This is a genomic window from Paucimonas lemoignei (assembly GCF_004342585.1).
In the GTDB taxonomy this organism is placed as follows: domain Bacteria; phylum Pseudomonadota; class Gammaproteobacteria; order Burkholderiales; family Burkholderiaceae_D; genus Paucimonas; species Paucimonas lemoignei.
The window spans coordinates 125,884-151,804 of sequence record NZ_SLZQ01000003.1 but is presented as its reverse complement, the minus strand read 5'-3'; the positions used below and the strand labels follow the sequence as shown (position 1 = coordinate 151,804).

The 25,921-nt window shown below is 61.2% G+C and carries 25 protein-coding genes; 11 read left to right on the top strand and 14 right to left on the bottom strand.

The window, feature by feature from the left end; translation table 11 throughout:
* Window positions 1–58: 58 nt before the first annotated feature.
* The 11 genes from lipA to EDC30_RS06050 all read right to left on the bottom strand — a co-directional run bounded on the left by lipA (window position 59) and on the right by EDC30_RS06050 (window position 9,087).
* Window positions 59–1,051 (bottom strand): lipoyl synthase, encoded by a 993-nt coding sequence (gene lipA, locus EDC30_RS06100; RefSeq protein ID WP_207907221.1) that lies wholly within the window; start codon window positions 1,049–1,051, stop codon window positions 59–61.
* A 64-nt stretch (window positions 1,052–1,115) separates the two neighbouring features.
* Entirely contained in the window at window positions 1,116–1,694 is a 579-nt protein-coding gene (lipB, locus tag EDC30_RS06095; protein ID WP_243656685.1) for a lipoyl(octanoyl) transferase LipB, read from the bottom strand.
* 50 nt (window positions 1,695–1,744) lie between these two features.
* Complete coding sequence (locus tag EDC30_RS06090) at window positions 1,745–2,023, bottom strand: DUF493 family protein (RefSeq protein WP_132257916.1); 279 nt, start codon at window positions 2,021–2,023, stop codon at window positions 1,745–1,747.
* Between the two features lie 46 nt (window positions 2,024–2,069).
* Entirely contained in the window at window positions 2,070–3,221 is a 1,152-nt protein-coding gene (locus tag EDC30_RS06085; RefSeq protein ID WP_132257915.1) for a D-alanyl-D-alanine carboxypeptidase family protein, read from the bottom strand.
* Between the two features lie 107 nt (window positions 3,222–3,328).
* Window positions 3,329–3,964: an alpha/beta hydrolase gene (locus tag EDC30_RS06080; RefSeq protein ID WP_132257914.1), complete on the bottom strand. Its 636-nt coding sequence runs from the start codon at window positions 3,962–3,964 to the stop codon at window positions 3,329–3,331.
* 18 nt (window positions 3,965–3,982) lie between these two features.
* Window positions 3,983–4,300 (bottom strand): (2Fe-2S) ferredoxin domain-containing protein, encoded by a 318-nt coding sequence (locus tag EDC30_RS06075; protein ID WP_132257913.1) that lies wholly within the window; start codon window positions 4,298–4,300, stop codon window positions 3,983–3,985.
* Between the two features lie 48 nt (window positions 4,301–4,348).
* Window positions 4,349–5,473, bottom strand: coding sequence for a VanZ family protein (locus EDC30_RS06070; RefSeq protein WP_132257912.1), 1,125 nt, complete (start codon window positions 5,471–5,473; stop codon window positions 4,349–4,351).
* 10 nt (window positions 5,474–5,483) lie between these two features.
* Window positions 5,484–6,146, bottom strand: coding sequence for an ABC-type transport auxiliary lipoprotein family protein (locus EDC30_RS06065; protein WP_132257911.1), 663 nt, complete (start codon window positions 6,144–6,146; stop codon window positions 5,484–5,486).
* A 28-nt stretch (window positions 6,147–6,174) separates the two neighbouring features.
* Entirely contained in the window at window positions 6,175–7,110 is a 936-nt protein-coding gene (locus tag EDC30_RS06060; protein WP_132257910.1) for an MlaD family protein, read from the bottom strand.
* A gap of 28 nt (window positions 7,111–7,138) precedes the next feature.
* Complete coding sequence (locus EDC30_RS06055; protein ID WP_132257909.1) at window positions 7,139–7,960, bottom strand: ABC transporter ATP-binding protein; 822 nt, start codon at window positions 7,958–7,960, stop codon at window positions 7,139–7,141.
* Complete coding sequence (locus EDC30_RS06050) at window positions 7,960–9,087, bottom strand: MlaE family ABC transporter permease (RefSeq protein ID WP_132257908.1); 1,128 nt, start codon at window positions 9,085–9,087, stop codon at window positions 7,960–7,962. Before EDC30_RS06050 ends, EDC30_RS06055 begins: the two co-directional genes overlap by 1 nt.
* A 204-nt stretch (window positions 9,088–9,291) precedes the next feature.
* Between EDC30_RS06050 and EDC30_RS06045 the strand changes: the two genes are divergently transcribed.
* Genes EDC30_RS06045 through EDC30_RS06020 form a run of 6 tightly spaced genes read left to right on the top strand, consistent with a single transcriptional unit; the run spans window position 9,292 to window position 18,681 of the window.
* Entirely contained in the window at window positions 9,292–9,732 is a 441-nt protein-coding gene (locus EDC30_RS06045) for a response regulator (RefSeq protein ID WP_132257907.1), read from the top strand.
* Window positions 9,729–11,459, top strand: a complete 1,731-nt coding sequence (locus tag EDC30_RS06040) for a GGDEF domain-containing response regulator (RefSeq protein WP_132257906.1) — start codon at window positions 9,729–9,731, stop codon at window positions 11,457–11,459. The genes EDC30_RS06045 and EDC30_RS06040 overlap by 4 nt, the downstream gene beginning before the upstream one ends.
* Window positions 11,460–11,480: 21 nt before the next feature.
* Window positions 11,481–16,067, top strand: coding sequence for an AAA family ATPase (locus tag EDC30_RS06035; RefSeq protein ID WP_165973743.1), 4,587 nt, complete (start codon window positions 11,481–11,483; stop codon window positions 16,065–16,067).
* A 52-nt stretch (window positions 16,068–16,119) separates the two neighbouring features.
* Window positions 16,120–16,965, top strand: coding sequence for a biotin--[acetyl-CoA-carboxylase] ligase (locus EDC30_RS06030; RefSeq protein ID WP_341539863.1), 846 nt, complete (start codon window positions 16,120–16,122; stop codon window positions 16,963–16,965).
* A complete protein-coding gene (locus EDC30_RS06025) occupies window positions 16,949–17,740 on the top strand; it encodes a type III pantothenate kinase (RefSeq protein WP_132257903.1) in 792 nt (263 codons plus the stop codon). The genes EDC30_RS06030 and EDC30_RS06025 overlap by 17 nt, the downstream gene beginning before the upstream one ends.
* Complete coding sequence (locus EDC30_RS06020) at window positions 17,734–18,681, top strand: SPOR domain-containing protein (protein ID WP_132257902.1); 948 nt, start codon at window positions 17,734–17,736, stop codon at window positions 18,679–18,681. Before EDC30_RS06025 ends, EDC30_RS06020 begins: the two co-directional genes overlap by 7 nt.
* A 53-nt stretch (window positions 18,682–18,734) precedes the next feature.
* On the opposite strand, the gene EDC30_RS19985 is transcribed toward EDC30_RS06020, so the two are convergent.
* From EDC30_RS19985 to EDC30_RS06005, 3 genes are read right to left on the bottom strand one after another with little or no spacing between them, the layout of a single operon-like run.
* Window positions 18,735–18,968, bottom strand: a complete 234-nt coding sequence (locus EDC30_RS19985) for a cysteine-rich CWC family protein (protein ID WP_132257901.1) — start codon at window positions 18,966–18,968, stop codon at window positions 18,735–18,737.
* On the bottom strand, window positions 18,965–19,186 hold the full coding sequence (locus EDC30_RS06010) for a zf-HC2 domain-containing protein (RefSeq protein WP_132257900.1): 222 nt from the start codon (window positions 19,184–19,186) through the stop codon (window positions 18,965–18,967). Before EDC30_RS06010 ends, EDC30_RS19985 begins: the two co-directional genes overlap by 4 nt.
* 2 nt (window positions 19,187–19,188) lie before the next feature.
* Window positions 19,189–19,770, bottom strand: a complete 582-nt coding sequence (locus EDC30_RS06005; RefSeq protein WP_132257899.1) for a sigma-70 family RNA polymerase sigma factor — start codon at window positions 19,768–19,770, stop codon at window positions 19,189–19,191.
* A 121-nt stretch (window positions 19,771–19,891) separates the two neighbouring features.
* Between EDC30_RS06005 and argB the strand changes: the two genes are divergently transcribed.
* The 5 genes from argB to EDC30_RS05980 all read left to right on the top strand — a co-directional run bounded on the left by argB (window position 19,892) and on the right by EDC30_RS05980 (window position 25,864).
* On the top strand, window positions 19,892–20,794 hold the full coding sequence (gene argB, locus EDC30_RS06000; RefSeq protein ID WP_132257898.1) for an acetylglutamate kinase: 903 nt from the start codon (window positions 19,892–19,894) through the stop codon (window positions 20,792–20,794).
* On the top strand, window positions 20,791–21,489 hold the full coding sequence (locus EDC30_RS05995) for a pyrimidine 5'-nucleotidase (protein WP_132257897.1): 699 nt from the start codon (window positions 20,791–20,793) through the stop codon (window positions 21,487–21,489). Before argB ends, EDC30_RS05995 begins: the two co-directional genes overlap by 4 nt.
* Before the next feature lie 51 nt (window positions 21,490–21,540).
* Window positions 21,541–22,116, top strand: coding sequence for a nucleoid occlusion factor SlmA (slmA, locus tag EDC30_RS05990; protein WP_132257896.1), 576 nt, complete (start codon window positions 21,541–21,543; stop codon window positions 22,114–22,116).
* Between the two features lie 28 nt (window positions 22,117–22,144).
* Window positions 22,145–23,998 (top strand): chorismate-binding protein, encoded by a 1,854-nt coding sequence (locus tag EDC30_RS05985; protein WP_132257895.1) that lies wholly within the window; start codon window positions 22,145–22,147, stop codon window positions 23,996–23,998.
* Between the two features lie 162 nt (window positions 23,999–24,160).
* Entirely contained in the window at window positions 24,161–25,864 is a 1,704-nt protein-coding gene (locus EDC30_RS05980) for an extracellular catalytic domain type 1 short-chain-length polyhydroxyalkanoate depolymerase (protein WP_132257894.1), read from the top strand.
* Window positions 25,865–25,921 lie beyond the last annotated feature (57 nt).

The window sequence follows — 25,921 nt, the reverse complement described above, 5'->3', positions numbered from 1 at the left end:
AAACGGCAGTGAAATGCATCACTGCCGTTTTTTATTTGAGGAGCTTATGGGTCTGCTTTTACTTGCCGGTCTCGATCCCCGCGCCATGCGCCTGCTGGTCGGCATGGTAGCTTGAGCGCACCATGGCGCCGACAGCCGCATGCGCAAAGCCCATCTTGTAGGCTTCCTCTTCCAGCATCTTGAACGTATCCGGATGCACATAGCGGCGCACCGGCAAGTGGTCGCCCGAAGGCATCAGGTACTGGCCGATGGTCAGCATGTCCACGTTATGCTCGCGCATGTCGCGCATGACTTGCAGGATTTCCTCGTCGGTTTCACCCAGCCCCACCATGATGCCGGACTTGGTCGGCGTATTCGGATGCATGTCCTTGAAGCGCTTCAGGAGATTGAGCGAATAGGCATAATCCGAACCCGGGCGTGCTTCCTTGTACAGGCGCGGCACGGTTTCGAGATTGTGGTTCATGACATCGGGCGGCGCGGCCTTGAGGATTTCCAGCGCGCGGTCCATGCGGCCGCGGAAGTCCGGCGTGAGGATTTCGATGCGTGTCTGCGGCGACAACTCGCGGACCTTGCTGATGCATTCGGTGAAGTGGCCGGCGCCGCCATCGCGCAAGTCATCGCGGTCGACCGAGGTGATCACCACGTAGCTCAATTTCAGCGCAGCGATAGTCTTGGCCAGGTTGAGCGGCTCGTCCGGGTCGAGCGGATCGGGGCGGCCATGGCCGACATCGCAAAAAGGGCAGCGGCGCGTGCACTTGTCGCCCATGATCATGAAGGTGGCGGTGCCCTTGCCGAAGCATTCGCCGATATTCGGGCACGACGCTTCCTCGCACACCGTCACCAGCTTGTTGGCGCGCAGGATATCCTTGATTTCATAGAAGCGGGTCGTCGGCGAGCCGGCCTTGACGCGAATCCAGTCCGGCTTGGGCAGACGCTCGGCCGGAATGATCTTGATCGGGATGCGCGCAGTCTTGCCGGCGCCTTTTTGCTTTTCGCTGGGGTTGTAGGCGGGTGCCGCCAGGTCCTTCTTGTCGGTCGGATTTGCGTCCATGATGTGAACCGCGCCCGTCATGATCATGCCGGCGGGGTGGGCCGGTACGCCATGACTGGCGTGTCTATCCTTTCAGTCTTTTCAATAAATGTTCAGTGAGCGCAGCTTGCGCTTCGGCCAACGGCACCGTCACGCCAAGGGTTTTCATGTCGACGGTCCGCAAGCCGGCATAACCGCAAGGGTTAATCCAGCCGAATGGCGCCAGGTCCATGTCGACATTCAGCGCCAGGCCGTGATACGTGCAGCCGGAAGCGCGCACCTTCAATCCCAGCGCGGCGATCTTGGCGCCTTGCCAGGGGCCATCAGCGATATAAATGCCGGGGGCTCCCGCTTTTCGCTCACCCGCGAGATTATACGCCGCCAGGGTATCGATGACGGCTTCCTCGATGGCGTGCACCAGTTCGCGCGCGTACATGCGCCCGCCGCGACCGCGCTTCAAGTCGAGCAGGAGGTAAGCCACCACCTGGCCGGGGCCATGGTAGGTGACTTCGCCGCCGCGATCGGTCTGCACCAGCGGGATGCCATGGGCGTTCAGGACGTGCGCAGGGTCGGCGCCCAGGCCCAGCGTATAGACGGGCGGATGTTCGACGATCCAGAGTTCGTCTTCGGTATCGGCGCCGCGCGCATCGGTAAAGGCGCGCATGGCGGCGAAGGTCGGTTCGTATTCCGCCCGCCCGAGTTGGCGTATCTGCACTACAGGACCACCTTCACCATCGGGTGCGAAGACAGCGCGCGGTACAGGTTGTCGAGCTGCTCACGGCTGGTGGCGCGCACGGTGACGGTCAAGGCAAGGTAATTGCCCTTGGAGGAGGGGCGCATTTCCATCTTCCCGGCATGGAAAGTGGGGTCATGCAGAGTCACGACTTCCACCATCGTCTGGGCAAAGGCGTCCTGCATGGCGCCCATGATCTTGATAGGGAAGTCGCTTGGATATTCGATCAGGCTTTCGTTGGGTAGCGTTGGCTGCGGCATGGCATTTCCAGTAATACATTCATACCGCAGCTATTTTACGCGCTTCTTACTTCAGCATCAGGCGCACGGAATCCCAGGCGCGGCCGAACATGCCGGCTTCGCTGACTTGTTCCAATGCCAACACCGGCAATTCGACGATGGTCTTGCCGTCGGCTTGCATCTTCAGCGTGCCGACCTTGCTGTTCTGATCGATCGGCGCCACCAGCGGGTCCTTGCGTTCCAGCACGGGCTTCAGCTTGCCGGCCATGCCTTTCGGCACGGTGACATACACGTCCTGGGTGAAGCCGATCTTCACCTGGCTCTTCGAACCTTTCCACACCTGCGGCGTGTCGACCGGCTGGCCCTTGGCATACAGCTTGACGGTGTCGAAGTTCTGGAAGCCCCAGTTCAACAGCTTTTGGCTTTCCTGTGCGCGCATCTGGTCGGAATTGGTGCCGATCATGATCGAGATCAGGCGCCGCTCGCCGCCCACGCCGGCGCGCTTGGCGGTGGAAACCAGGCTGTAGCCGACGGCATCGGTATGGCCGGTTTTCATGCCATCAACGGTCGGGTCCAGCCACAGCAGGCGATTGCGGTTGGACTGGGTGATCTTGTTATAGGTGTAACTCTTGGTCGAGTAATACGTCTTGTAAAACTCGGGGAAGTCGTTGATCAGGCGCGTTGCCAGGATCGACAAGTCGCGCGCGGTCGAATAATTTTCCGGGCTGGGCAAGCCGTGGGAATTGACGAAATGGGTGGATTTCATGCCCATCTTCTGGGCTTGCTGGTTCATTTGCGCGGCGAAGGTTTCTTCGGTGCCCGCCACCGCTTCCGCCAGTGCGACGGCGGCGTCATTGCCGGACTGGACGATCAGGCCATACAGCAGGTCATTGATCTTCACCGGGGTGGCCGGGTCGATGAACATCTTCGAGCTGCTGGGATCGACTTTCCATGCGCGTGTCGACACGTTGACGCTCTGGTTCAGGTCCAGTCGCTTTTCTTTGATCGCGGCAAAGACCAGGTAAGCGGTCATGATCTTGGTCAGTGAGGCCGGTTCAATGCGCATGTCCGGATCCTGGGCGGCAACTACCTGGTTGCTGGTGGCATCCAGCAGCAGCCATGACTTGGCGGCCAGGGTCGGCGAGGGCAGGGTTTGGGCAGGGACGGATGAAGCTGCAAAAAGCAAGCTGGCGGCACAAGCCGCAATCAATTTTTTCATGGGTAAAAAGCCAATACGGATGGGTTGCAACAGCGCGGAAGTAGGGAATTATAGCGCGCTGCACTTAGGCAAGAATTAGGGAAACCCTTAGTGCAGCGTGGGTTTCGCTATCGATGCCACATTTCGACTACGAAATTCTTGATATGTTGCAATTTTCTGTGGAAAAAATGATCGCAGCCCGGAATCACGATGACCGGCAAGTCTTGTGGACGCGCCCAATCCAGTACATCGATTAGCGGAATGGTATCGTCCTGCTCGCCATGAATGACAATCGTATTGGCTGGCACTGCAGGAACGGGCCATTTGCCGGCTGCCGTGCCGGTCAAGACCAGCCGCTCGGCCGGGCGGCCTTGTTCGGTCAGGCGCTGCTGCAATTGCGCCTGCACCAGGGTGCCGAATGAAAATCCGGATAACGCCACCGGCAAGGCGGGATACTGCGCTTGCATATGGTTCAACAATAATTCCATGTCATCGGTTTCACCGCGTCCTTCGTCATGCACGCCGGCGGACTCGCCGACGCCGCGAAAATTCATGCGCACCGCGACATAACCCATGCCGGTAAAGGTGCGCGCGAGCGTCGTGGTCACCTTGTTATCCATGGTGCCGCCAAATAGCGGATGCGGATGCGCCACCAGGGCGATGCCGCGCGGCGCGGTAAAACGTTCGGTATCGGGCAATTCGAGGATGCACTGGAGCGCGCCAGCCGCGCCATGCAGGGTAAAGGGCTGATTACGGGAACTCATCGGGAAGCCGGGCGGAATTTAGATTTTCAGACGTTCGACGACTTTGCCGCCGACGAGGTGTTCATCGATGATTTCATCGATATCCTGGGTATCGACATAGGTGTACCAGGTACCTTCGGGATAGACCACCAGCACCGGGCCTTCCTCGCAACGATCCAGGCAGCCGGCCTTGTTGATACGCACCTGGCCCTGGCCATTCAGACCGAGTTCCTTGATGCGCTTCTTGGCATGCTCCTGCGCTTGCTGCGCACCCTTGTTAAAGCAGCATGGACGGCCTTCCTCGCGGTGATTCAGGCAAAAGAACACGTGATGTTGGTAGTAAGGTGTATCGCTCATGGCGCGGATGCTTTCTGTCTGACACGAGCTCAACATGATACACCCGCCTCATGTTCGCTTCACGCGATGGGATGGATGCAGCAGGTACCAGAAAGCGAAGAAGGGCCACATCACGGATAAGAAACGCGCCGCGCCATTGAAATTCAGGAATTTGCCTTGTACCCAGCTTTGCAAAGTGGCCATGAAATAGGGATTGCTGGGCATGAGGTTGACGACAATCAGGCTGATCAAGAGCATGAGCACGGCAATCCGGCGCTGCGCCACTTGCGGCGCGAACGACAGGCCGAACAGCATGGCGGCGGCAAACAGCAAGCCTCCCTGCGCACCGGGCGTGAGCCAGCTGAAGGCATTGGCGGGATTGAACAGCAGGGCATTGGCCAGCGACTTGAGAATAAGCGTGGCGCCCACCAGAGCCCAGGCCAGCCAGGCGCGCGGCGCCGCCGGCTTCAGCGTCACCAGCAACAACAGCACCGCGCCTGCCATGCCGCAGGCCGTGATGATGGTTTCGGCGAGCCAGTATTGCTCCACTGTGAAATCGATATTGTTTTGCAGCGAGGTGAACAGGTCTACCGGCTGTTCCAGCCAGTCGGACAGCCATTCGGAGAGAATCGGCACGATTTGCCCATGGCCGAACAGATAGGCTTGCGGATAGATCTGCGCCAGCGGCCACAGACTCGCGACGATCAGGCCGCGCCCGGCATCATGAAAGAACCAGTGCCGGCGCAAGCTCAAAAAGCGGCTTTGTTCGAGAAATGTCGGCGTCAGCAACACGCCGGCAATGCCGCCGATCAGGCTGCCCGATACATTGGTGTAGAGATCGAGGATGGACGAGACGCGCGAAGGCAGAAAGGTTTGCGCCGCCTCCATCGAACCGGAAAGCAGGGTGCCGGCAACCAGCGCCAGCAAAATGGCGCCCATGCCGCGCACGTGCGGATAAACAGCAAAGGCCACCAGGATACCGAAGGGCACATAGCCCACCACATTGGTGAGCACGTCAAAGACGGTCCAGTAATGTGGCAGCGGGCCGGACAGGAAGGCCTGCGGGGCAATGCCATTGTCGCGCCAGCCGGTGAAGGGAAACAGGCTGGCGTAAACGATCAGCAGCAGATACATCACCAGGCCTACCCGGGCAAAGGTCGAAGGCGTGGCGGGAGATTCCTTGGCTACAGCCATCCGGCAAACCTCAGCGCTTGAGCGTCTGGCCGGCCAGCCAGTTCAGCATGTCGGTGATGACGATGTCGCTGGCCGCAGCCAGCGCGCGGGCGCCGCCCTGGGCATCGCTGCTGGGCGCCGGCGCGCGGGCGGTGAAACTCTTTTGCGTGATCAGCGTGCGGCCATTGTAGAGCGAGACGCGCACGGCGACGTTGCCGAAGCTCTTGTCGGGCGATTCGAACACATGGGTGAAATCGTCGGCTTCCATGCGCAGTTGCAGGAGATTGGTTGGGCCGTCGATGGCGGACGCCGCGACGCCGCCGGCTTGCACGATGCGGGCCTTGAGCCGTTGCGTGAAGAGAGCCGCAGGCTGCATCACCCAGCGCGGTTGCGCATAAGCGCGAGTCTGTTGCGCGTCTGCATACAGCAGACGGTAGAACATGAGCTGGCTGTCCAGCCAGACCGCCGGCGTGACATCGGCCACGCTGACGGCGATGGCCGGCAGCGACGGCTGTGGCGTGGCGGCCGAGGTGGTCGAGCCGGGCAGCGGGCCAAGATCATAGAAATTGGCGGTGGCCACACGGCTGCTTTGCACGCTGCAGCCGGCCGCCAGCAATACGCAGCATATCCAGAGCGCGCGGATCGACCGGTGAAACGGCCAAGTGAAGCGACGGGAGCCAGGAGTGTTTTTCATATCGGAGTGAGGTTCTTATGATAGTCGATTAATGTTGCGGCGGCGTGAAGCCGGCCTCGCCTGGCCCCGGGGCGCGCTCGTCGGCGCCGAACAGCAGGCTTTGCGGCTGATCGCGGAACGTGTCGACGGTGCGGTTCAAGGCGCGCAGGGTCGAACGCGCATCGTTCGTCAGCGGCAGCACTTCGGTATCGATGCGGTTGGCGACCGCGCCGACCTGGTCGATCGTGATCGTCAGCTTGTCGATGGCGCCGTTCGGCTGTTGCAGGCTGCCGCTGAGGGTATTCAGGCTCTTGCTCAAGGAGCCGACGTCGCGCGCCAGCGAATTGACGGCAGCTAGGGTTTGATTGGTCTGCTCGGCCAGGGCGGGAAGTTTTGCCAGCGTCGGCTTCAATTGGCGCGGAATGGTTTCAAGTTCGTTTGCTGCCTGGCCGACGGAGTGGAATGCCTGCAGGATCATTTTCTGATTATCGGGTTCCAGCAGCGTGTTGACGCGCCGGGTGACTTCCTCGACCTGCGTCAGGATTTCCATGCCCTTGCTTTGCAACGAATCGAAAACGCTCGGGCGCATTTCGATACGCGCGACTTTGTCGTCCGAACTCGGCAGGCGCACCGGCTTGCTGCCGTCATCGTCCAGCTGGATGTAGGCGATGCCCGTGACGCCCTGATAGCCCAAGGTGCTATAGGTCGATTGCGTGATCGGCGTGTCGGCTTGCACGTGCATGCGCACCAGGATCTGTCCCGGGACGGCAGGATCAAACTGGATAGTGTCGACCTTGCCGACATCGAGACCGCGGTAGCGCACGGCCGCCTGCGGACTCAGGCCGGGCACCGACAGCTTGGTGGCGATTTCGTAGGGCACCATCTCGGTCGTGTCGCGCTGCAGCCACATGGCGATCGCCACCGCAGCCGCCAGCAGCACTATCGTGAACAAACCCGCCAGTAATGCATGTGCCTTGTTTTCCATAAGCTTGCCTTTTTTCGTATTCCTTCCGTTACGGGCGCGCGGCTTTGCCTTGCACTTCTTCGAGTGCACGCAAGCTGCGCTCGCCCCAGAAATATTCCTGTATGAACGGATGCTTGACCGCCATGACTTCTTCGCGCGTGCCGGCGGCAATCACCTGCTTGTCGGCCAGCACCGCAATGCGGGTCGACAGGGCATATAAAGTGTCGAGGTCATGCGTGACCATCACGACCGTCAGCCGCATCGACTGGTGCAATGCCTGGATCAGTTCGACGAAGCTGTCAGCCATGGCCGGGTCAAGCCCTGCGGTCGGCTCATCCAGGAACAGCAACTCCGGCTCCAGCGCCAGCGCGCGCGCCAGCGCGACCCGTTTGACCATGCCGCCGGACAGGTTGGCCGGCATCGTCATCGCCTCGGCGGGCGAAATGCCGACCAGATGCAGCTTGAACAGGGCGGCGTCGCGTATCAGTGATTCCGGCAGCGTGCGCAACTCGCGCATCGGCAAGGCGACGTTTTCGAAGGCCGACAATGCCGAGAACAGCGCGCCATGCTGAAATAGCATGCCCCAGCGCTGGCGCAATTGCTGCACCCTGGACGCATCCCCGCCATGGATATTTTCGCCGAACACTTCGACTGTGCCGCGGCTCGGGCGATTCAGTCCCAGCATCTGCCGCACCAGCGTCGTCTTGCCGCTGCCGGAGCCGCCCACCAGCGACAGGATTTCCCCGGCGCGCACGTCCAGGCTCACATCCTGGTGAATCACGCGCTGGCCGAATTGCGTCCACAGGTTCTTCACCCGGATGACCGGCTGATCCTGGTTTTGCGGCGTGGCAGCAATAGTCTGCTCCTGCATCAGCGATACCCCATGTCGCTGAAGACAATGGCGAATACGGCGTCCGCGAGGATGACGATGGTAATTGCCGTCACTACGGAAATGGTGGTGCCCTGGCCCAGGCTTTCGGTATTGGGCTTGATGCGCAAGCCGAAGTGGCAGGCCACCAGCGCGATCAGCAAGCCGAATACGCAACCCTTGCCCAGGCCAATCCAGTAGTTGGCGATCGGTACGGCATTGGGCAGGCGCTGTATGAAGTAAGCCGGCGACAAATTCAATTCGAGATGGGCGGCCGCCATGCCGCCGATGAGCGCGATGGCATCGGTCCAGATCACCAGGAGCGGCATGGCGATTGCCAGCGCCAGGACTCTTGGCATGATCAAACGAAAGCCATGCTGCATTCCCATCACCAGCATGGCATCCAATTCCTCGGTCACGCGCATGACGCCCAGTTGCGCCGTGATGGCCGATCCCGAGCGGCCAGCCACCAGGATCGCCGCCAGCATCGGCCCGAGTTCGCGCACCACGCTCATGCCGAGAATGTTGACGAGATAGATATCGCCGCCGAAGGTGCGCAATTGTTGCGCCGAGAGATAAGAGAGCACCACGCCGATCAGGAAGCCGACCAGGGCGGTGATGCCAAGTGCCTGGTAGCCGGCATGAAAGACATTGGCGGAAATTTCCTTCCATGGTCCGCGCAAGGGACGCCGCAGGAAGCGGCCGAGGTCGAGCATTAATTGGCCGAATAGCGTCAGCAAACCGAGGAAATGCTCAAGCAGGCTTTGCCAGGCTGACAATACGGTAGACAGCAGCGGCCAGCGGCGCTTGCGCGGCTTGGGCAAGGCTAGCGCGCCGGCTTCGGCCAGCCTTTCAAAATAGGCGGCATGGATAGGCGATACGACCAGCTCGGCAGGGCGCCGGTGGTCCCAGGCATTCCACAACCATTGCGCGCCAATATGGTCGAGTGCGGAAATGCCCGACAGATCCCATTGCGGCTCAGCACCGGCCGGCAGCTTTTTCAGCATGGCCTGGAGCGCCGCCAGATCGCTGGCACGTGTCAGGGCATGCACCTTCCAGGCACCGTGTGCGCATACTTGCAACGGATTGTGTTGTGACAGCGTGAGTGCCGGTTTATCGAATTGAAGCATGTCCTGAGTGTAAGGGAGAATGGTAAAAACGTCATCTTGGCAAGATTGCGTATTCGCATGCTCTCGGCAGGACGGATAAAGTGACGGATAAATCCGGCTGTTCAATTGCAAAATTGACATGCCTTAATTCCTTGCCGGCAAGGAGATGTGGTAACGTACGCGCCACATCACACAGGTAAAATTTCCAATTGGAAATTATTCAATATGAATAACTGGGTCTTGCTGGTCGAGGACAATGCCGATGAAGCACTGCTCGCCAGGCGGGCCTTTGCCAGCGCCGGGCTGGCGGAGCGCTTGCGGGTGGCCGAGGATGGCGAAGCGGCTTGCCGATTGCTGCGGCAGGAACCCAACACGACCTGGCCGGTGCTGATATTGCTCGACTGGCAAATGACAGGCATGGATGGGGCATCGGTACTGGATGAACTGCGCGTCTTGCACAAGGATTGCGCTGGCGAAGCTGTATTGCCGATCGCGGTGCTGTCGTCGTCCGACGATCCGGGTGATATCGCTGCCGCCTATGCGGCTGGCGCCAGCAGCTATTTGAGAAAACCGGTGGATTTTGACCGGTTTGTGGACCTGGTGCGCGACTTGTACCGCTATTGGGGAAACCACAACGTCTTGCCGTCGCCACGGGAGCGCCTATGAACCATGCCTTGCTGCGCGTGCTGCTGGTCGAAGATGCCGATGACGATGCGCAGTTGCTGCTGCGACTATTGCGCAAGGAAGGCTATGCGCCGGATTACCTGCGGGTGGATAGCCCGGAGGAGATGGCGGCGGCACTGTCCTCCTCGACCTGGGACCTGATCATCGCCGATTACGCGATGCCTGGTTTCACTGCGCACGACGCCCTGAAAATCTACAAGCATGCCGGGCTCGACATTCCTTTCATCATCGTGTCCGGCCACATCGACGATGTTTCAGCCGTGGCGGCCATGCGCGCGGGCGCCCATGATTATCTCTTGAAGGATAACCTGGCGCGGCTGGCGCCGGTGATCGCGCGCGAGCTCGACGAGGTACGCGTGCGGGCTGCCAAGCGCCGCGCCGAGCAGGAATTGCGCTTTCATGCCTGCCATGATCCGCTGACCGGCCTGTTGAACCGGCGCGAATTCGAACGCGCCATGGAGCTGGCGGTCAGCACCGCCCAGCGCGACCGTTCCCGGCATGTGCTGTGTTATCTCGATCTCGATCAATTCAAGCTGGTCAACGATACATGCGGCCACATTGCCGGCGATGAGCTGCTGCGCCAGCTGAGTGCCGGCCTTGCCCAGCATGTCCGTGGCAGCGATACGCTGGCGCGCCTGGGCGGCGATGAATTCGGTTTGCTGCTGGCGAACTGCCCGCTGGATGAGGGCCTCCGGATCATCGCCGGCCTGCAGGACCTGATCCGCGATTTTCGTTTCCACTGGCGAGAAGTCGCATTCCAGGTCGGCTGCAGCATCGGCGTTACCGTAATCGACGGCGAGACGGCCGATGCCGGCGAGGCAATGAGCGCGGCTGACGTCGCCTGTTACGTCGCCAAGGAGCAGGGGCGTAATCGCTGTCATGTTTATGAAGCGGACGACCATGAACTGGCGCAGCGCCGGCGTGAGATGCAGTGGATATCGGCCATCGGCAGCGCTCTGGAAAAGAACAGTCTGGTGCTGTACCGGCAACCGATTTATCGTATTGCGCGTGACGCCGCGCCGGTTCTTGCGGGTTACGAGATCCTGCTGCGCATGCTGGATGACGGCGGCGCGCTGATCCCGCCCAACGTGTTCATTCCGGCGGCGGAGCGCTTCAAGCTGATGGCGTCGGTGGATCGCTGGGTGGTGCGGCGCCTGTTTTCCGCCATCGCTGCCGGCAAGATCGGCGGCGAGCTGTTGCAGGATGACCAGCTCCTGTTCGTCAATATTTCGGCAGCCACCATCAACGACGCTTCATTCTTCGATTACGTGCAGCAGCAGTTGGCGGAATTTTCCGTGTCGCCGCGCAAGGTGTGCCTGGAAATCACCGAATCCGCCGCGATTGCCAACCTCGCCGCCAGCACGCCATTATTTGCTCGCCTGCGCCAGCTTGGCTGCCGGTTCGCGCTGGACGATTTCGGCAGCGGCCTGTCGTCGTTCGGTTACCTGCGCCACTTGCCCGTCGACTTCGTCAAGATCGATGGCGGGTTTGTGCGCAACATCGCCCACAACGTCGTCGACATGGCGATGGTGGAGGCGATCAACAAGATCAGCCATGTAATGGGATTGCAGACGATTGCCGAATTCGTCGAATCTCCCGAGGTATTGCACGCCTTGTGTGAGCTCGGCGTCGAATATGCGCAAGGGTATCTGCTCGGCCGGCCGCAAATCCTGGTGGCTGCCGATCCGGTATCACTAAACGAGGACTAGCAAGTGACGCCGCCGCAGTCTGTGCCACTATCCTTGCCGCTTTATGGACGCCGTAAGGCGATCGCCAGGCTGACGCATGCCTGCCGCCAGCTCAACCCGGCGCAGCCGGTATGGGTATTGGCCGAAGGTCCCGCCGGCATCGGCAAGACAAGCCTGGTGGCATTCGCGCGCGCGGCGCTGCAATTGGCGCCAACCCAATTTGGCGCCGGCAAGTTCGAGCAATTTCACCGGCAGACACCGTACGGCGCGTTGATCGTCGCCTTGCGCAAGCTGTTGCAGGGCGTGCTCGCATTGCCGCAGGCACTGCAGGCCGAGTGGCGCGACTTGTTGCTGGGCGGCGGCGCCGCGCAGGTAGCACCATTGAGCGACATTTTGCCGGAACTCGGCATGTTTCTCGGCGCCTTGCCGGTGCCGGCTGCCTTGCCACCCAAGGACGCGCAGGAGCGCCTCGAAGCGGCATTCGCATACTTCATCGGCTGCTTTGCCAGAAGCGGTCATCCACTCCTGCTGTTTCTCGACGACCTGCAATGGGCCGATGTCGGCACCTTGCGCCTGCTGCGCAAACTGGACCATGCCGAACGGCTGGGGCAGCTTGTCATCCTCGGCACGTTCCGCGACAACGAAGTCACCGCGCTGCATCCCTTGGCGCAATTGCTCGACAACCTGGAAAAACGGCCGCAGCCGCCGGTGCGTATCCGCCTGGGGCCGCTGTCGGCTGCCGATATCGAGGAATGGCTGGCAGACACTTATCAGCTCGACGCGCCGGATGCCGCCGCCTGGCTGCAGCAGCAATCCGAAGGCAACCCGCTGTTCGTCAGTCAATTACTCAGCGCCTTGCGCGAGCGCGGCGTCATGCGGCGTGAAGGCGGCGGCTGGCAATGGGATGCCGAGCGCCTGGCTCAGGCTCACCTCTCAGGCAATATCCTGGGGTTTATGGAAGCCCGGTTGCGCGAGCTGTCGCGGGAGCAGCAAACCCTGTTGACCTGCGCGGCCAGCCTGGGCACCGAATTTGGCGAAGACGAGCTGATGTGCGTGCTCGAGCTGCCGCGCGCACAGGTCAAAGGCCTGTTGGCGCGCACCGAAGAAGCGCAACTGACCGAGCATGTGCGGGACGGCAACTGGCGATTCACGCATGACCGCATTCAGCAGGCGGCATATCGCCTCTTGCCGGACGAGCAGCGCCGCCAGCAGCACTTGCGCATCGGCCGCATGCTGCTGGCGGCGACGCTGCCGGAAATGCTGGATGCCGCCAGCTTCGACTTGGCGGCGCAATTCAATCAAGCCGTCGATTTGCTGAGTCCGCGCGAACAACTGATAGTGGCCGGGCTCAACCTGCGCGCCGGACGTCGCGCCAAGGCAGCCGCCGCATTCGAGTCGGCGCTGGCGTACTTCCGTGCCGGCAAGGCCCTGCTGCCGGCATCGGCCTGGAGCAGCGACTATGCCTTGGTCTTCGAATTGACCACGGAGAGCGCCGAGTGCGCCTATGCCGCCGACGAACTGGAGCTTGCCGGCCAGCTGTTTGATGAGGCGATCAGCCATGCGCGCGATCGGCTCGACCGCGCCCGCGTCTACGGCATCATGATCATGTTCGCGCTCAATGGCGGCCGAGCGCGCGATGCCTGGAATTATGGCGGCGCCTGCCTGGCCGAATTCGGCATCGACTTAAGCGGAGACAATGACGCGCTGGCACAGGCCATCGAACGCGATGAGCCTATTCTGCGCGCCAGTCTGGAACGGGAAAGTCGGCAGAGCCTGCTGGGCGAAGCAATCCCGCCGAGCGTAGAAGATGAAGCGGTGGCCAACTTGTTTCTGCGCCTGTACGCGGCCGGCTACCAGTTGGGTAAGAACACGTATGCCTATATTACGCTGCGCATGCTGGAATTCGGCCTGGCGAGCCGGCACCAGGCGGCGCTGGCGTATGGCATGATGAACTTTTCCGTGCTGCTGGCATCGCGCCATGGGGCCTACTCCGAAGCCGAGCGCCACGCCCAGCTGGCGCTGCAACTGGCGCAGCGCCTCGATAACGCGCAATTGCGTTCGCGGATCGACTATATCTATGGCTCCATGGTCGCGCACTGGACCCGCCCCATCGCTACCGGACTGCAGGCGCTCAATAGCAGTTATGAACTGGCCCATCTCACCGCCGACAAGGTGCATATCGGCCTGGCGCTGAGTTTCAGCTTCCGGGCGCATATCATGGCCGGGGACCCCGTACCCGCCTTGCTGCACCTGTGGGAGCAGACCGCGCCGGTGATCGAGCAAATCAATTCCGTGCCGATCGCCGCGATGTACACGATGATCCGGCAATGGCTGCTCGCCTGGCAGGGAAAAACACTGGCGCCGACCACGCTGGCCAGCGAGGATTTCGAGGTGGACGCCTTCGAGGCAAAACTGCAAGCCATGCCGGCCAAATCTCCATACCACTGGTTCGCCTTGCTGCAGGCCATGCTGGCGCACATGCATGATGAAAATGCCTTGGCACAGCGCTGGATCCGGCATGCCGATGGCAATCTTGAGGCGGTGACGGGACAGCTTGCCATACCCGAGCATCATTTCTGGCGCGCGCTGATCCTGCATGCCGGCGGAGATGCCGAAGCCTTGCCGGCGGGCTTGCGAATGATGGAAGCATTGGCGACATCCAGTCCGGATAACTTCAGCGCCCGGATGTGGCTGTTGCGCGCCGAGCTGCTGCGTTCTCGCAAAGAGACCGATGTCGCGCTGGAGGCATACCATACCGCCATCGACCAGGCGCGCCTGCAGCAGCACTGGCTATTGCTGGCATTGGCGCTGGAGCGTGTCGGCGATTATTTTCTCGGATTCGGCCTGAAGCACCAGGCACGCGCCTATCTGCAGGAAGCGCTGGCGACCTACCATGACTGGGGTGCGCCGGCCAAAGTCCAGCAGATGCTGGCGCGTTATGCCGATGATGCCGGGTTGGCGGCAGCAGGCGCCAGGGATGCCGCCGCCGAGATTGCGCAAACCATCGTGGCTGCCCTGGGCGATATTCACCTGGATGGATTGCTGCGGCAGCTGCTGCCTTTGCTGGCCCGCGCAACCGGCGCTGCGCGCACTGCTGCATTCATCGTGCGTGAAGGCGAGCTGATGCTGGAAGGGCACTACGATCAGGACGATGCCGCCGCAGAAGCGTATCCGCTGCCATTGGCGCTGCAGCACGCCACGGACTATCCGGGACAGATGATTGCCGACAGCTGCGCCCGGGGTTCACCGGTGTTACTGGCTGCGCCGGCCAGCCATGCCACCTACGGCAAGCTGGAATGCTGGGGCAGGCACACCGCCAGTGCGGCCCTGTGCCTGCCGATCCTGCGCCATGGCCGGCTGCTCGGCGCCCTCTATCTGGAGCGCAGCAAGGGAGACGGTTTTGCCGCCGCGCTGGCGTTGCTGGAACCCTTATTGCCGCAGATCGGCACGGCCATCGAAAATGCGCTGTTGTACGCAGACCTGGAGCAGCAGATCATCGACCGCACCAGAGCGGAAAAGGTGGCCCGCGAAGGCGAGCGCCGCTGGCGTACCTTCCTCGATAATGCCCACATGGCAGTGATGGCGCTCGACCTGTCCGGCGCCATCGAGTACGTCAATCCCTTTCTCTGCGAACTGTTCGGCTATTCCAGGGAAGAGCTGGTGGGACAGGACTGGACACGCGTATTGGCGCCCCAGGAAGGCGCCGGGATGCAGGCGGCGCTTATCGCCGAACTGCAGGCGCACGGCCACTGCAATAGCCTGACCACGCTGCGCACACGCGATGGCCAAGACAGGCTGATTGCATGGTCGAGTTCGTTGCTGCGCGACCCGGACGGCCGACCTCTCGGCAGCATCGGCATCGGCGCCGACATGACGGACCAGCGCAAGGCCGAGCGCGCGTTGCGGGAGCTGAACGAGGACCTCGAGCTGCGCGTTGCGCAACGCACCAGCGACCTGGCCGCAGCGAACCTGGAACTCGATTCCTTTGCCTATTCGATATCGCATGACTTGCGCGCTCCCCTGCGCAGCATCGACGGTTTCAGCCAGGCCCTCGCGGAAGACTATGGTCATGCCTTCGATAGCCAGGCGCAGGATTATTTGCGGCGCGTGCGCAATGCCGCCCAGCGCATGGGCGGCATGATCGACGCCATGCTGCACATGTCGCGCCAGACGCGCGGGGCGCTGCACCTCGAAGACATCGACTTGTCGGGCATGGCCCTGGAAGTGCTGGACGAATTGCGTCAGCGCCCCCCCGAGCGCAGCGTGCGCATCCATATTGCTCCAGGCATGCGCGCCCGTGCGGATGCCCGGCTGTTGCGCGTGGTGCTGGATAATTTGCTGGGCAATGCCTGGAAGTACACGGCCGGCAAGGCGGACGCGGAACTCGCATTCGTCATGGAGCAGCGCGATGGCGAAGCGGTATATTGCGTAAGCGATAACGGTTCCGGCTTCGACATGGCGCGCGCCGGCAAGCTGTTCCAGGCGTTTCAGCGCCTGCATGCCGATGTCGAGGGATTCGGGATTGGGTTGACTACCGCGCAGCGCATCATCCATCGCCACGGCGGGCGCATCTGGGCTGAAGCCAAGCCTGGCAAGGGCGCTACGTTTTCCTTCACGCTGGCTGCCTGAAAACGCAGTCGGCACGGTAATTCCCGCTACAATTGCCGGCATGAGCAATTTTTTGTCTTCTTCATCCATTGCCGCGCATGCACCTGCCGCAGCGAACGTTGCTATCGAGGTCGTTGAACAGACTGGTTCCACCAATGCCGATTTGCTGGCCCGGGTAGGGCGCATGCCGCAACCGTCCTTGCTGGCGGCGGAATTGCAGACTGCCGGCCGTGGCCGCGCGGGCCGCTCCTGGATCTCGGCTTCCGGCAGTCTGGCATTTTCCCTGGCCTGGCCATTCCGGTGCGCACTGCGCGACCTGGCCGGCATGCCTCTCGCGGTCGGCGTCGCGCTGGCCGAGACACTGGCGGCCAATGATGTGGCGGTGCGCCTGAAATGGCCGAATGACTTGTGGCTGGATGACGCCAAGCTGGGCGGCATCCTGATTGAAACCGCGCTCGACCGATCCGGTGCCCAGCAAGGCGTTCCGCAGGTATGGGCCGTGATCGGTGTCGGTATCAATATCGCGCAGCCGGAAGAACTGTTGCAGCAAATCGGCCGGCCAATAGCGGCATTGCCGGCAAACCTGGCGCAGGACCGTAGCCGTTTGATGGGCATGCTGCTGGATGGCCTGGCTGTCGCGTTGCGGCAGTTCGAGCAGGAAGGATTTGCCGTATTCGCGGCGCGCTGGAATGCCTTGCATGCCTGGACCGGCCAGAACGTGGTCATCCTAGAGAACGGGCACGTCATCCAGGAAGGGATCGCTACCGGAGTCGATGCGCAAGGGCAGTTGCTGTTGCAAGGGCCGGACGGCGTGGTGCCGGTGCTGGCTGGCGATGTGTCGCTGCGCAGGCAGGAAAGCGGGAATAAAAACAAAGAGAACGACGACAAGGGGAGTGAAGAACATGCTGCTGCTGGTTGACGCAGGCAATACCCGCATCAAGTGGGCGTTGATGCACTCCGCGCGCGTCGGTGCCGCCGAACTCGGCCACTGGGCCGGCTACGGCTCGGTGCGGCGCGAAGATGTCTGCCAGATGGCGGATGCGCTCAAGGGAGTGGATATTTCGCGCGTGCTGATATCCAATGTGGCCGGCGCCGAGATGCGTGCGACGCTCGAGCGCATGGCGCTGCGGGCGATGGGCATGAAACCCGTGCCGCTGACCTGGTTCGTCTCCCAGGCGGAGCTGGCCGGCGTCAGGAATTGCTATCCCGATCCGGCGCGCCTGGGCAGCGACCGTTTCGCCGCACTGATCGGCGCGCGCGCCCTCCATCCCGGCGTGCCGCTGGTGGTGGCGACTTGCGGCACCGCCACCACGATCGATGCGCTGGATGCGGAGGGCCGCTTCGTCGGCGGGATGATTTTGCCTGGCTTGCGGCTGATGGCGACGTCACTGGCGCAACATACCGCGCAATTGCCGGAAGTGCCGCAATATAATGTCGGCGCGCATCCTTTTGCCGACAATACCCAGGATGCCATTGCCAACGGTTGCATTGCCGCGCAGGCTGGCGCGATCGAACGGGCACTTGCCGCGCATGCGGCATTGCTGAAGCAGGATGCGCATTCCCTGCAATGCATCATTTCCGGCGGGGCCGCCGCCGCGATCGCGCCGCATGTGGCAGGCACGGTGCGGCAGGTGGATAACCTGGTGCTGATCGGCCTGCAGGCGGTACTCACTTTGACGCAAACATCATGCTGAAATTCGTTTTCTGGATCCTGGTCATAGCCAACGGCGCCTTGCTTGCCTACCGCCAAGGCTATCTTGACAGCTTTATTCCATCCGGCCATGAGCCGGCCCGCGTGGCGCAACAACTCAATGCTGACAAGATCCGGCTCTTGCCGGCCAATGGCAAGCAGACGGACCAGCCTGCGCCTGCGGCGCCGGTCGACAAGCCGGCTGCCGAGCAAAGCCCGGAAAGCACGGACAAGAGCGATGCCGCTGCAGCAGAGGTTGCCAAGCCCGATGCCGGCAAGCTCATGCCCGCGGCCCTTGCGGTAGAAAGCGAAAAAAAGCCGGAGCCGGAGAAAAAGCCGCAAGCCGAAGCCAAGCCGGAGGCAGACAAAAAAGCCGAGGCTGACAAAAAAGCCGAGGCTGACAAGAAGCCAGAAGGCGACAAGAAAGCGGAGAGCGACAAGAAAGCGGATGCCGCAGAGAAGATGACCAGTGCCGATAAAAAGCCTGAGCTTCTCGCCTGTACCGAGATCGGCAATTTCAATGAAGCCGACGCCGGTCGCTTCGAATCACGCGTGGCAGCGCTGACGCCGGGCGCGCGCCTGTCGCGGCGCCTGATCCGCGAAACCACCAGCCACATCGTCTTTATTCCACCCCAGGGCAGCAAGGAAGCCGCTGACAAGAAAGTGGAGCAACTTCGCGCGCTCGGCGTTACCGATTTTTACCTGATCCAGGATCAATCGGAACTGCGATGGGGCGTTTCGCTTGGCATATTCAGCAGTGAGGAATCGGCAAAGAAGCGGCTTGATCAGCTGAAACAGCAAGGAGTGCGTACCGCCCGCATCGGCGCGCGCAATTCCGCCACCAAGGTCGCCATCCAATTACGCGCTCTGGATGCTGCCGGTCGCGAAAAGCTGGAAAAGCTCAAGTCGGATTTCCCGCAGCAACAGCAGCGCAATTGCGCATGATTATTGGCTTGATGGCGCAAGCCTCACGCGCCATGCCGATAGCGCGCTTCAACTTAACGGCCTGGATTTCCAGGGCTGGAAGAGTGTTGCAGGGCAGCGATCAAGCAATTCCGGCACAGGCAGCCAGGTTGGCGATTCATGGCGGTGCGTGGCAATTGTTCGCGTGCGGAAGTCGGCAATGGCGGCAATTCCATGCACCAGCATGATGCATCTGCCGCGCTTGCAGTCGCCGGGCGATCTGCTGCCCCGCAAGAGAATGCAGCGCCGCAGCGTGCGCAAATGCTCATGACCAGGTGTCGTCCAGGCTGCGCGCCTTGGGCTGATGCGTGCTGTCGAGGCGCTTCATGGCTTGCCGCATCAACTGCAGCTGGCCGCTGAAATTATGACAGGCATCGCACAGCATGACATGCGCGCGCAAGCGCGTGCGCTCCACCAGCGACAATTCCCGGTCCAGGGCTTCGGATAGCAGCCGGTGCGATTCCTTGCAGGTAAGCTTGAGTCCCATTCTTATTTTTTCCCCGAGGTGGCGCGCTCACCGAACCAGTTCAATTCCAGGCATTCGCGCAGGCGCAGGCGCGCCCGGTACAGTATGACCCAGGCATTGGAGGTGGAAATTCCCACCTCCTTGCAAATTTCTTCCGTATCCAGTTCCAGCCATTCCCGCATCATGAAAATGCGCGCCGTCTTCGGCGGCAGCTTCTCCAGGCAGAGTTCCAGGATCTTGAAGAAATCCTGCTGTTCCAGCGTGGCATCCGGGTTACCCCAATGGCGCGGTCTTTGCATGGGATGACCATCGGCGGCGAACAGGGCATCGACCTGTTCCTGCGAAAAGTCGTCGTCGGCATCCTCTGCAAATTGATGAAGGCGCCGGGCATGACGCAAGGCATCGACAATCTTATGTTTCATGATGCCGATGACGTAGCTGCGCAGGGAAGACTGGCCGGCATAGCCATCCGGCTTTTCAAGCACGGCCATCAAGGCATCCTGCACGACATCGTCGGCTAGGCTGTCATTGCGTAATTGCAGGCGGGCGAAGCGAACCAGTATGGGGCGCAGGGATTCTAATTGTTCTGTGATAGGGGTGAGCATGATGGTGCGATTGCCAATTGGGCAAAAGACTAGCGGATTGGCCTGGGAAATACAAGAATTCTCCCAGGAAAAACCTGCGCATTCGCTGTAAAATCGCGGAAATATTTTCTCAGGACTTGTCATGATTACCCAAGAACCCGATCTCGCCAAAGTCTCGCCACTAATCAAGGCCGAGATCCTTGCTCAAGCGCTGCCTTACATCCGTAAATTCCACGGCAAAACCATTGTCGTCAAATACGGCGGCAACGCCATGACCGAAGAGCACCTCAAGCACGGTTTCGCCCGTGATGTCATTTTGCTCAAACTGGTCGGCATGAACCCGGTGGTGGTGCACGGCGGCGGCCCGCAAATCGACAATGCCCTGAAAAAAATCGGCAAGCAGGGCAGCTTCGTGCAAGGCATGCGCATCACCGATGAAGAAACCATGGAAGTGGTCGAGTGGGTACTGGGCGGCGAAGTGCAGCAGGATATCGTCATGCTGATCAACCACTACGGCGGCCAGGCGGTGGGCCTCACCGGCAAGGATGGCGGCTTGATCCGCGCGCGCAAGATGAAGATGGCCGACCGTGAAAAACCGGGCGAATTCCTCGACATCGGTTTCGTCGGCGAAATCGAGGCGATCAACCCCGCGGTGGTGAAAGCGCTGCAGGATGACGCCTTCATCCCGATCATCTCGCCGATCGGCTTTGGTGAAGATGGCCAGGCTTACAATATCAATGCCGATGTCGTGGCCGGCAAGATCGCCGAGATTCTGAAAGCCGAAAAGCTGATCATGATGACCAACATCGCCGGCGTGCAGGACAAAAAGGGCAACCTGGTGACCGACCTGTCGGCGCGCGAAATCGACGAGATGTTCGAAGACGGCACCATCTCCGGCGGCATGCTGCCGAAGATTTCCTCGGCGCTGGATGCCGCCAAGTCGGGCGTCAATACCGTGCACATCATCGATGGCCGCATCGAGCATTCGCTGTTGCTGGAAGTGCTGACCGAACAGGCTTTCGGCACCATGATCCGCTCCCATTGATTACCTGGCTGTTCGACCTCGACAATACCCTGCACAACGCCTCGCACGCGATCTTCCCGGCGATTCACGCCAACATGAACGCGTACCTGGCGCAGGTGCTGGGCGACGGTACTACCCCGGCCGACCCGGCCCGCGTCAATGCAGTCCGCACCCATTACTGGAAGCGCTACGGCGCCACGCTGCTTGGCATGATCCGCCATCACGATGTGCGCCCGGACGACTTCCTGCGCGAGGCGCACCGCTTCGATAATCTCACTGACATGATCCGCGCCGAGCGCGGCCTGGTGCGGTTGTTGAAGCGCCTGCCCGGGCGCAAGATCCTGCTGACCAATGCGCCGCGCCGCTATTCGCAGGATGTGGTGCGCCATCTCGGCTTGCACCGGCATTTCGCCTATCACGTCCCCATCGAATCGATGTGGGTGCATCGCCAGTTGCGTCCCAAGCCTTCGAAGATCCTGCTGCGCAAATTGCTGAAGCAATACCATGCCAAGCCGGAGCGCACGATCCTTGTGGAAGATACGGTCGACAACCTGAAAGCGGCCAAGGCTCTCGGCTTGCGCACCGCGTGGGTCAGCGGTTACCTGGCTGCCAGCGCACTGCCGGCGGCACGCAATGCCACAAAGCTACCCGCTTACGTCGATGTCAAAGTAAAATCGGTGCGCAAACTTCCCGCCAGCCTGTCGAGGCTGCGCTGACTGTCTAACCGACGCGTCTAACCAATTCAACCGCTGACGGACCGAACAATCATGGCCACCACCAAACCGGGCGAACGCAAGCTGCAGATTCTGCAAACCCTGGCTTCCATGCTGGAACAGCCGAAAGGCGAAAAAATTACCACCGCGGCACTGGCGGCAAAACTCGACGTTTCCGAGGCCGCGCTGTACCGCCATTTCGCCAGCAAGGCGCAAATGTTCGAGGGTCTGATCGAGTTCATCGAATCGAGCGTGTTCGGCCTCATCAACCAGATCACCGAGCGCGAGGAAAACGGCTTGCAACAGGTGCATGCGATCGCCGCCATGCTGCTCAATTTCGCCGAGCGCAATCCTGGCATGACCCGCGTGATGATCGGCGACGCCCTGGTCAATGAAAACGAGCGGCTGCAGGCGCGCATGAACCAGTTCGTCGAGCGCATCGAGCTGGCCTTGAAGCAGGCCTTGCGCGTGGCCGCTTCCCAGGGGCAGGCCGATGAAGCGCAGGTGGCTGCCCGCGCCGGCATGATCACCAGTTATGTCATCGGCCGCTGGCACCGCTTCGCCAAGACCGGTTTCAAGCACAGCCTGGCCGAGGGAGCGCCGGCGCAATTGGCGATGCTGCTCGCCTGAGCATCGTCCGCTTTTCCAACTTCCGACCATGTCCTGTTTCGCCCTGCTTGACGACGCCGGCGCAAGCGGTGCGCAATCGCGCCTCTATACCGACTACGTCGGCACGCTGACTTGCACCGATGCGCGGGATCTGCCGGCTATGCTGGGTCGGATGCAGGACGCGCTGGCGCAAGGCATGCATGCGCTGGCATTATTTAATTACGAACTCGGCGCGCACATGCACGGCATCACGCCGCGCGTGGATTGCCCGCCGCTTGCGCAGATATTGCTGTTCCAGGCATGCCGCCTTCTTACCTCTGCCGAGGTGAAGCAGTGGCTGGAGCAAGAGGGCGTTGCGGGAGAGACTGCGGCAGCATCGGCCGATGTGGGCAGTCTTGCGGAAAATGATGGCGCGGCTGGCATTGCAGACTTGCGTTCCAGTATCAGTGAAGCGCAATTCCATGCAGCCCTCGCGCGCATCCGCCAGTATCTCGAAGCAGGCGATACCTACCAGGTCAACTATACCTACCGCCTGCGCTTCGATGCCTATGGCTCGCTGGTAAATCTTTATCGCCGTCTGCGCGCCAGTCAGCCCGTGCCTTACGGTGCGCTGATCGCCTTGCCGGACGGTGGCGGCATCCTGTCATTTTCGCCGGAGCTGTTCGTACGTAATGACGGCGGCGTGCTCACTGCCTGTCCGATGAAAGGCACTGCGCCCGCAACCGGCAACGCCGACCGCGACGCCGAACAAGCACGCACACTCGTGGCAGATGCCAAGACCCGCGCGGAAAACCTGATGATCGTTGATTTGCTGCGCAATGACCTGGGTCGCATTGCCCAGCGGGGCACGGTTCGGGTCCCGCACTTGTTCGACGTCAGCCGCTTCGGCCAGGTCCTGCAAATGACCTCGACGATCCAGGCGCGCGTGCGCGACGACATCGACCTGGCGCAATTGCTGGCGGCACTGTACCCCTGCGGCTCCATCACTGGCGCGCCGAAACGGCGCACCATGCAAATCATTCGCGAACTGGAGCCCGATGCGCGCGGCTGGTACACCGGCGCCATCGGCTGGTTCGAGGCTGCGAAGGAAGAACGGCGCATCGGCGACTTTTGCTTGTCCGTGCCGATCCGCACGCTGGTGCTGCAATCCGAACAAGGTGGCGTGCGCCAAGGCGAAATGGGCGTGGGCGCCGGCATTGTCTACGATAGCGAGTCCGCCAAAGAGTATGCCGAGTGCCGGCTGAAGGCGCGTTTCCTGACCGGGCTCGCTCACGACTTCGAGCTGCTCGAGACCATGCAAGCCAGCGCATCGGGTTGCCTGTACTTGGAAAGACATTTGCAGCGCCTTGGAGCGTCGGCCCGCTACTTTGGTTTTACGTGGCACGAGGCCGCGCTGCGCGCGCAATTGCAGCAGACCTTTGCATCGCTGCCACCAGGACCGCATCGGTTGAGGCTGGCATTGCGCCCCGATGGCACGGCGAGTATCCAGACCGCAGCGCTGATGCCATTGACCCAACCGGTGAAGCTTTTGCTGTCGCCGCAATTCATGTGGACAGACGACTTGTTCCTGCGTCATAAGACCACGCGCCGCCAGGTGTACGACGCTGCCTGGAAAGCCGCCGAAGCCCAGGGCGCATTCGACATGCTGTTCCATAACGAAGCCGGCGAAATCACGGAAGGTGCGCGCAGCAACCTCTTCATCAAGCTGCGCGGACGCTGGGTGACGCCGCCGCTTTCGGCTGGTTTGCTGCCGGGAGTGATGCGTTCGGTGCTGCTGGACGATCCGTCATGGCAAGCCGTCGAGGCACCCGTGACGCTGACCGATTTGCACAATGCAGAAGAGATTGTCGCCTGCAATGCCCTGCGCGGCGTCCTGCAAGCCACGCTGGTGGCTTCTGCCTGAATTTCGTCTTTAAGAATATTTCCTTCGGTAAATTGCAAGACTGGTAAATCGGCCAGTTCTGGTCGACCGGCCAGTGTCATTTTTAACAATTCAAAAGTACGATGCCTGCGGCAATAAAAGATCCCTTTTCAGGGACACTCATATCAATCAGGAGACGAATCGATGCAGCTGAAAAAATCTCTGCGAGTCACGATTGCTGTGTTACTTGGTGCTGGTGTATCGGCTTCGGCATTTGCACTCACTCCCGGCAGCGGCACCTGGGTCAAGGAATCGGCAACTTACGGCACGCCCAACCTGCAGGATGCATATCTCTATGTGCCGAAAAATCCCGCACCACAAGTTCTTGGCGGCAAGCGCGCGCTGATGCTGAGCCTGCACGGCTGCGGCCAGACTGCCTCGACCAGCGTGATCGACAAGCGTTTCAACTGGGAAGAAACCGCGGAAAAATACGGCATGGTAGTGGTCGCGCCGACCGTACCAACCGGCACTAGTTCGACGCGCGCCGCCAGCGGCTGCTGGGACTGGTTCGGCACGGCGCACAACCGTACCACCCGCGATGTCGTTCCTCTCATTAAGCTGATCGACGCCGTCAAGGCACGCACCAATCTCGATATCGATCCCAACCAGATTTATGTGAGCGGCCTGTCGGCCGGCGCGGGTGAAACCCATGTGCTGGGCTGCTCCTTCCCCGATTACTTTGCCGGGGTCGCGCCGAATGCCTCGCCGTCGTTGGGTTCTGCCGCAGGCGATATCTCGGTGCCGCCCAAGCGCACGCCGCAGCAAGTCGCGGATATGTGCCGCGCCATCAATGGCAACCAATTCAATGCTCACCTCGATACCCAGATCTTCGCCACGGTCTATGGCGACAAGGATTACCTGGTGCTGCCGGCGCATAATGAAGTCAACCGCGATGGCATGAAGATCGCCTATGACGCTACCGTATCGGCCGGCACCGCCAGCGTCGACGGCGGCGGCACGGCCTCACTCTTCAAGGATAGTCGTGGCCGACTGCGTATCTCCAGCATGGTCGTGGCCGGCATGAGTCACGCCTGGCCGTCCGGCCCTGGTGCTGCGCCGTATATCGCCTGGGTCGATTCCACCCGGGTCAACTATCCCGCCTATGTCACGCAGTTCTTCTTCGAGAATAATCTCCGCGTCAACAAGTGGAAGATTACCTGCTCGGTGAACGTGCCGAACGCTAGCAGTGCCACGGTTTCCGCTTCGGCGACTGCCGCCGCCGGCGCAACGGTCGCCAGCTATCGCGTCGCGTTGCAAGGCAAGACCGCCATCAACGATAACGCTGCCGGAAGCGGGACCAGCCTGAACAAAAGCTATAACCTGGGTAATGGCATCTATGCGGGCACGGTGACTGCTGTCGACTCCAAAGGTGTGGAATCGGAGGCGTGCCAGCTGTCGTCTTTCCAGGTTGGCCAGCTTGATCCGCTGTATCCGCCTTCCGATATCCAGGCAACCGGCATCTCTTCCAGTTCCATCAAGCTGAACTGGAGCGCCGTGTCGAGCGCCACTGCCTATGATGTGCGTCGCAATGGCGGCGCGCCGGTACGCGTTACTGCAACCCAGTACACCGATACCGGCCTGGCACCAGACACCAGCTATTCCTACACGGTCACTTCGGTGAACGACAACATGACCAGCGGACAATCCGGGCAGATCATCGGCAAGACTCAGCCGGTCACGTACACGGAAAAAGTGACCGCGACTGTCACCGGTCATTATTCGGCTGGCCGCATCAACGTCAACCAGTACCTGCAACTCGGCGCAAAGTATGGCTATAACGCGTCGCTGACCCTGTACAAGTGCGAAGGTGTCTGGACCAACTCGTCCAGCTGCGGCCCGCTGCAGTAAGTTCCTTTGGATGCTGCTGCCGGAACTTTCAGGCAGCAGCATTGGCCTCATGCCAGG

Coding starts and splice junctions, on each gene's coding strand:
- lipA (WP_207907221.1), bottom strand. CDS start 1,051: ATGGACGCAAATCCGACCGACAAGAAGGACCTGGCGGCACCCGCCTAC.
- lipB (WP_243656685.1), bottom strand. CDS start 1,694: ATGCGCGCCTTTACCGATGCGCGCGGCGCCGATACCGAAGACGAACTC.
- EDC30_RS06090 (WP_132257916.1), bottom strand. CDS start 2,023: ATGCCGCAGCCAACGCTACCCAACGAAAGCCTGATCGAATATCCAAGC.
- EDC30_RS06085 (WP_132257915.1), bottom strand. CDS start 3,221: ATGAAAAAATTGATTGCGGCTTGTGCCGCCAGCTTGCTTTTTGCAGCT.
- EDC30_RS06080 (WP_132257914.1), bottom strand. CDS start 3,964: ATGAGTTCCCGTAATCAGCCCTTTACCCTGCATGGCGCGGCTGGCGCG.
- EDC30_RS06075 (WP_132257913.1), bottom strand. CDS start 4,300: ATGAGCGATACACCTTACTACCAACATCACGTGTTCTTTTGCCTGAAT.
- EDC30_RS06070 (WP_132257912.1), bottom strand. CDS start 5,473: ATGGCTGTAGCCAAGGAATCTCCCGCCACGCCTTCGACCTTTGCCCGG.
- EDC30_RS06065 (WP_132257911.1), bottom strand. CDS start 6,146: ATGAAAAACACTCCTGGCTCCCGTCGCTTCACTTGGCCGTTTCACCGG.
- EDC30_RS06060 (WP_132257910.1), bottom strand. CDS start 7,110: ATGGAAAACAAGGCACATGCATTACTGGCGGGTTTGTTCACGATAGTG.
- EDC30_RS06055 (WP_132257909.1), bottom strand. CDS start 7,960: ATGCAGGAGCAGACTATTGCTGCCACGCCGCAAAACCAGGATCAGCCG.
- EDC30_RS06050 (WP_132257908.1), bottom strand. CDS start 9,087: ATGCTTCAATTCGATAAACCGGCACTCACGCTGTCACAACACAATCCG.
- EDC30_RS06045 (WP_132257907.1), top strand. CDS start 9,292: ATGAATAACTGGGTCTTGCTGGTCGAGGACAATGCCGATGAAGCACTG.
- EDC30_RS06040 (WP_132257906.1), top strand. CDS start 9,729: ATGAACCATGCCTTGCTGCGCGTGCTGCTGGTCGAAGATGCCGATGAC.
- EDC30_RS06025 (WP_132257903.1), top strand. CDS start 16,949: ATGCTGCTGCTGGTTGACGCAGGCAATACCCGCATCAAGTGGGCGTTG.
- EDC30_RS06020 (WP_132257902.1), top strand. CDS start 17,734: ATGCTGAAATTCGTTTTCTGGATCCTGGTCATAGCCAACGGCGCCTTG.
- EDC30_RS19985 (WP_132257901.1), bottom strand. CDS start 18,968: ATGAGCATTTGCGCACGCTGCGGCGCTGCATTCTCTTGCGGGGCAGCA.
- EDC30_RS06010 (WP_132257900.1), bottom strand. CDS start 19,186: ATGGGACTCAAGCTTACCTGCAAGGAATCGCACCGGCTGCTATCCGAA.
- EDC30_RS06005 (WP_132257899.1), bottom strand. CDS start 19,770: ATGCTCACCCCTATCACAGAACAATTAGAATCCCTGCGCCCCATACTG.
- argB (WP_132257898.1), top strand. CDS start 19,892: ATGATTACCCAAGAACCCGATCTCGCCAAAGTCTCGCCACTAATCAAG.
- slmA (WP_132257896.1), top strand. CDS start 21,541: ATGGCCACCACCAAACCGGGCGAACGCAAGCTGCAGATTCTGCAAACC.
- EDC30_RS05985 (WP_132257895.1), top strand. CDS start 22,145: ATGTCCTGTTTCGCCCTGCTTGACGACGCCGGCGCAAGCGGTGCGCAA.
- EDC30_RS05980 (WP_132257894.1), top strand. CDS start 24,161: ATGCAGCTGAAAAAATCTCTGCGAGTCACGATTGCTGTGTTACTTGGT.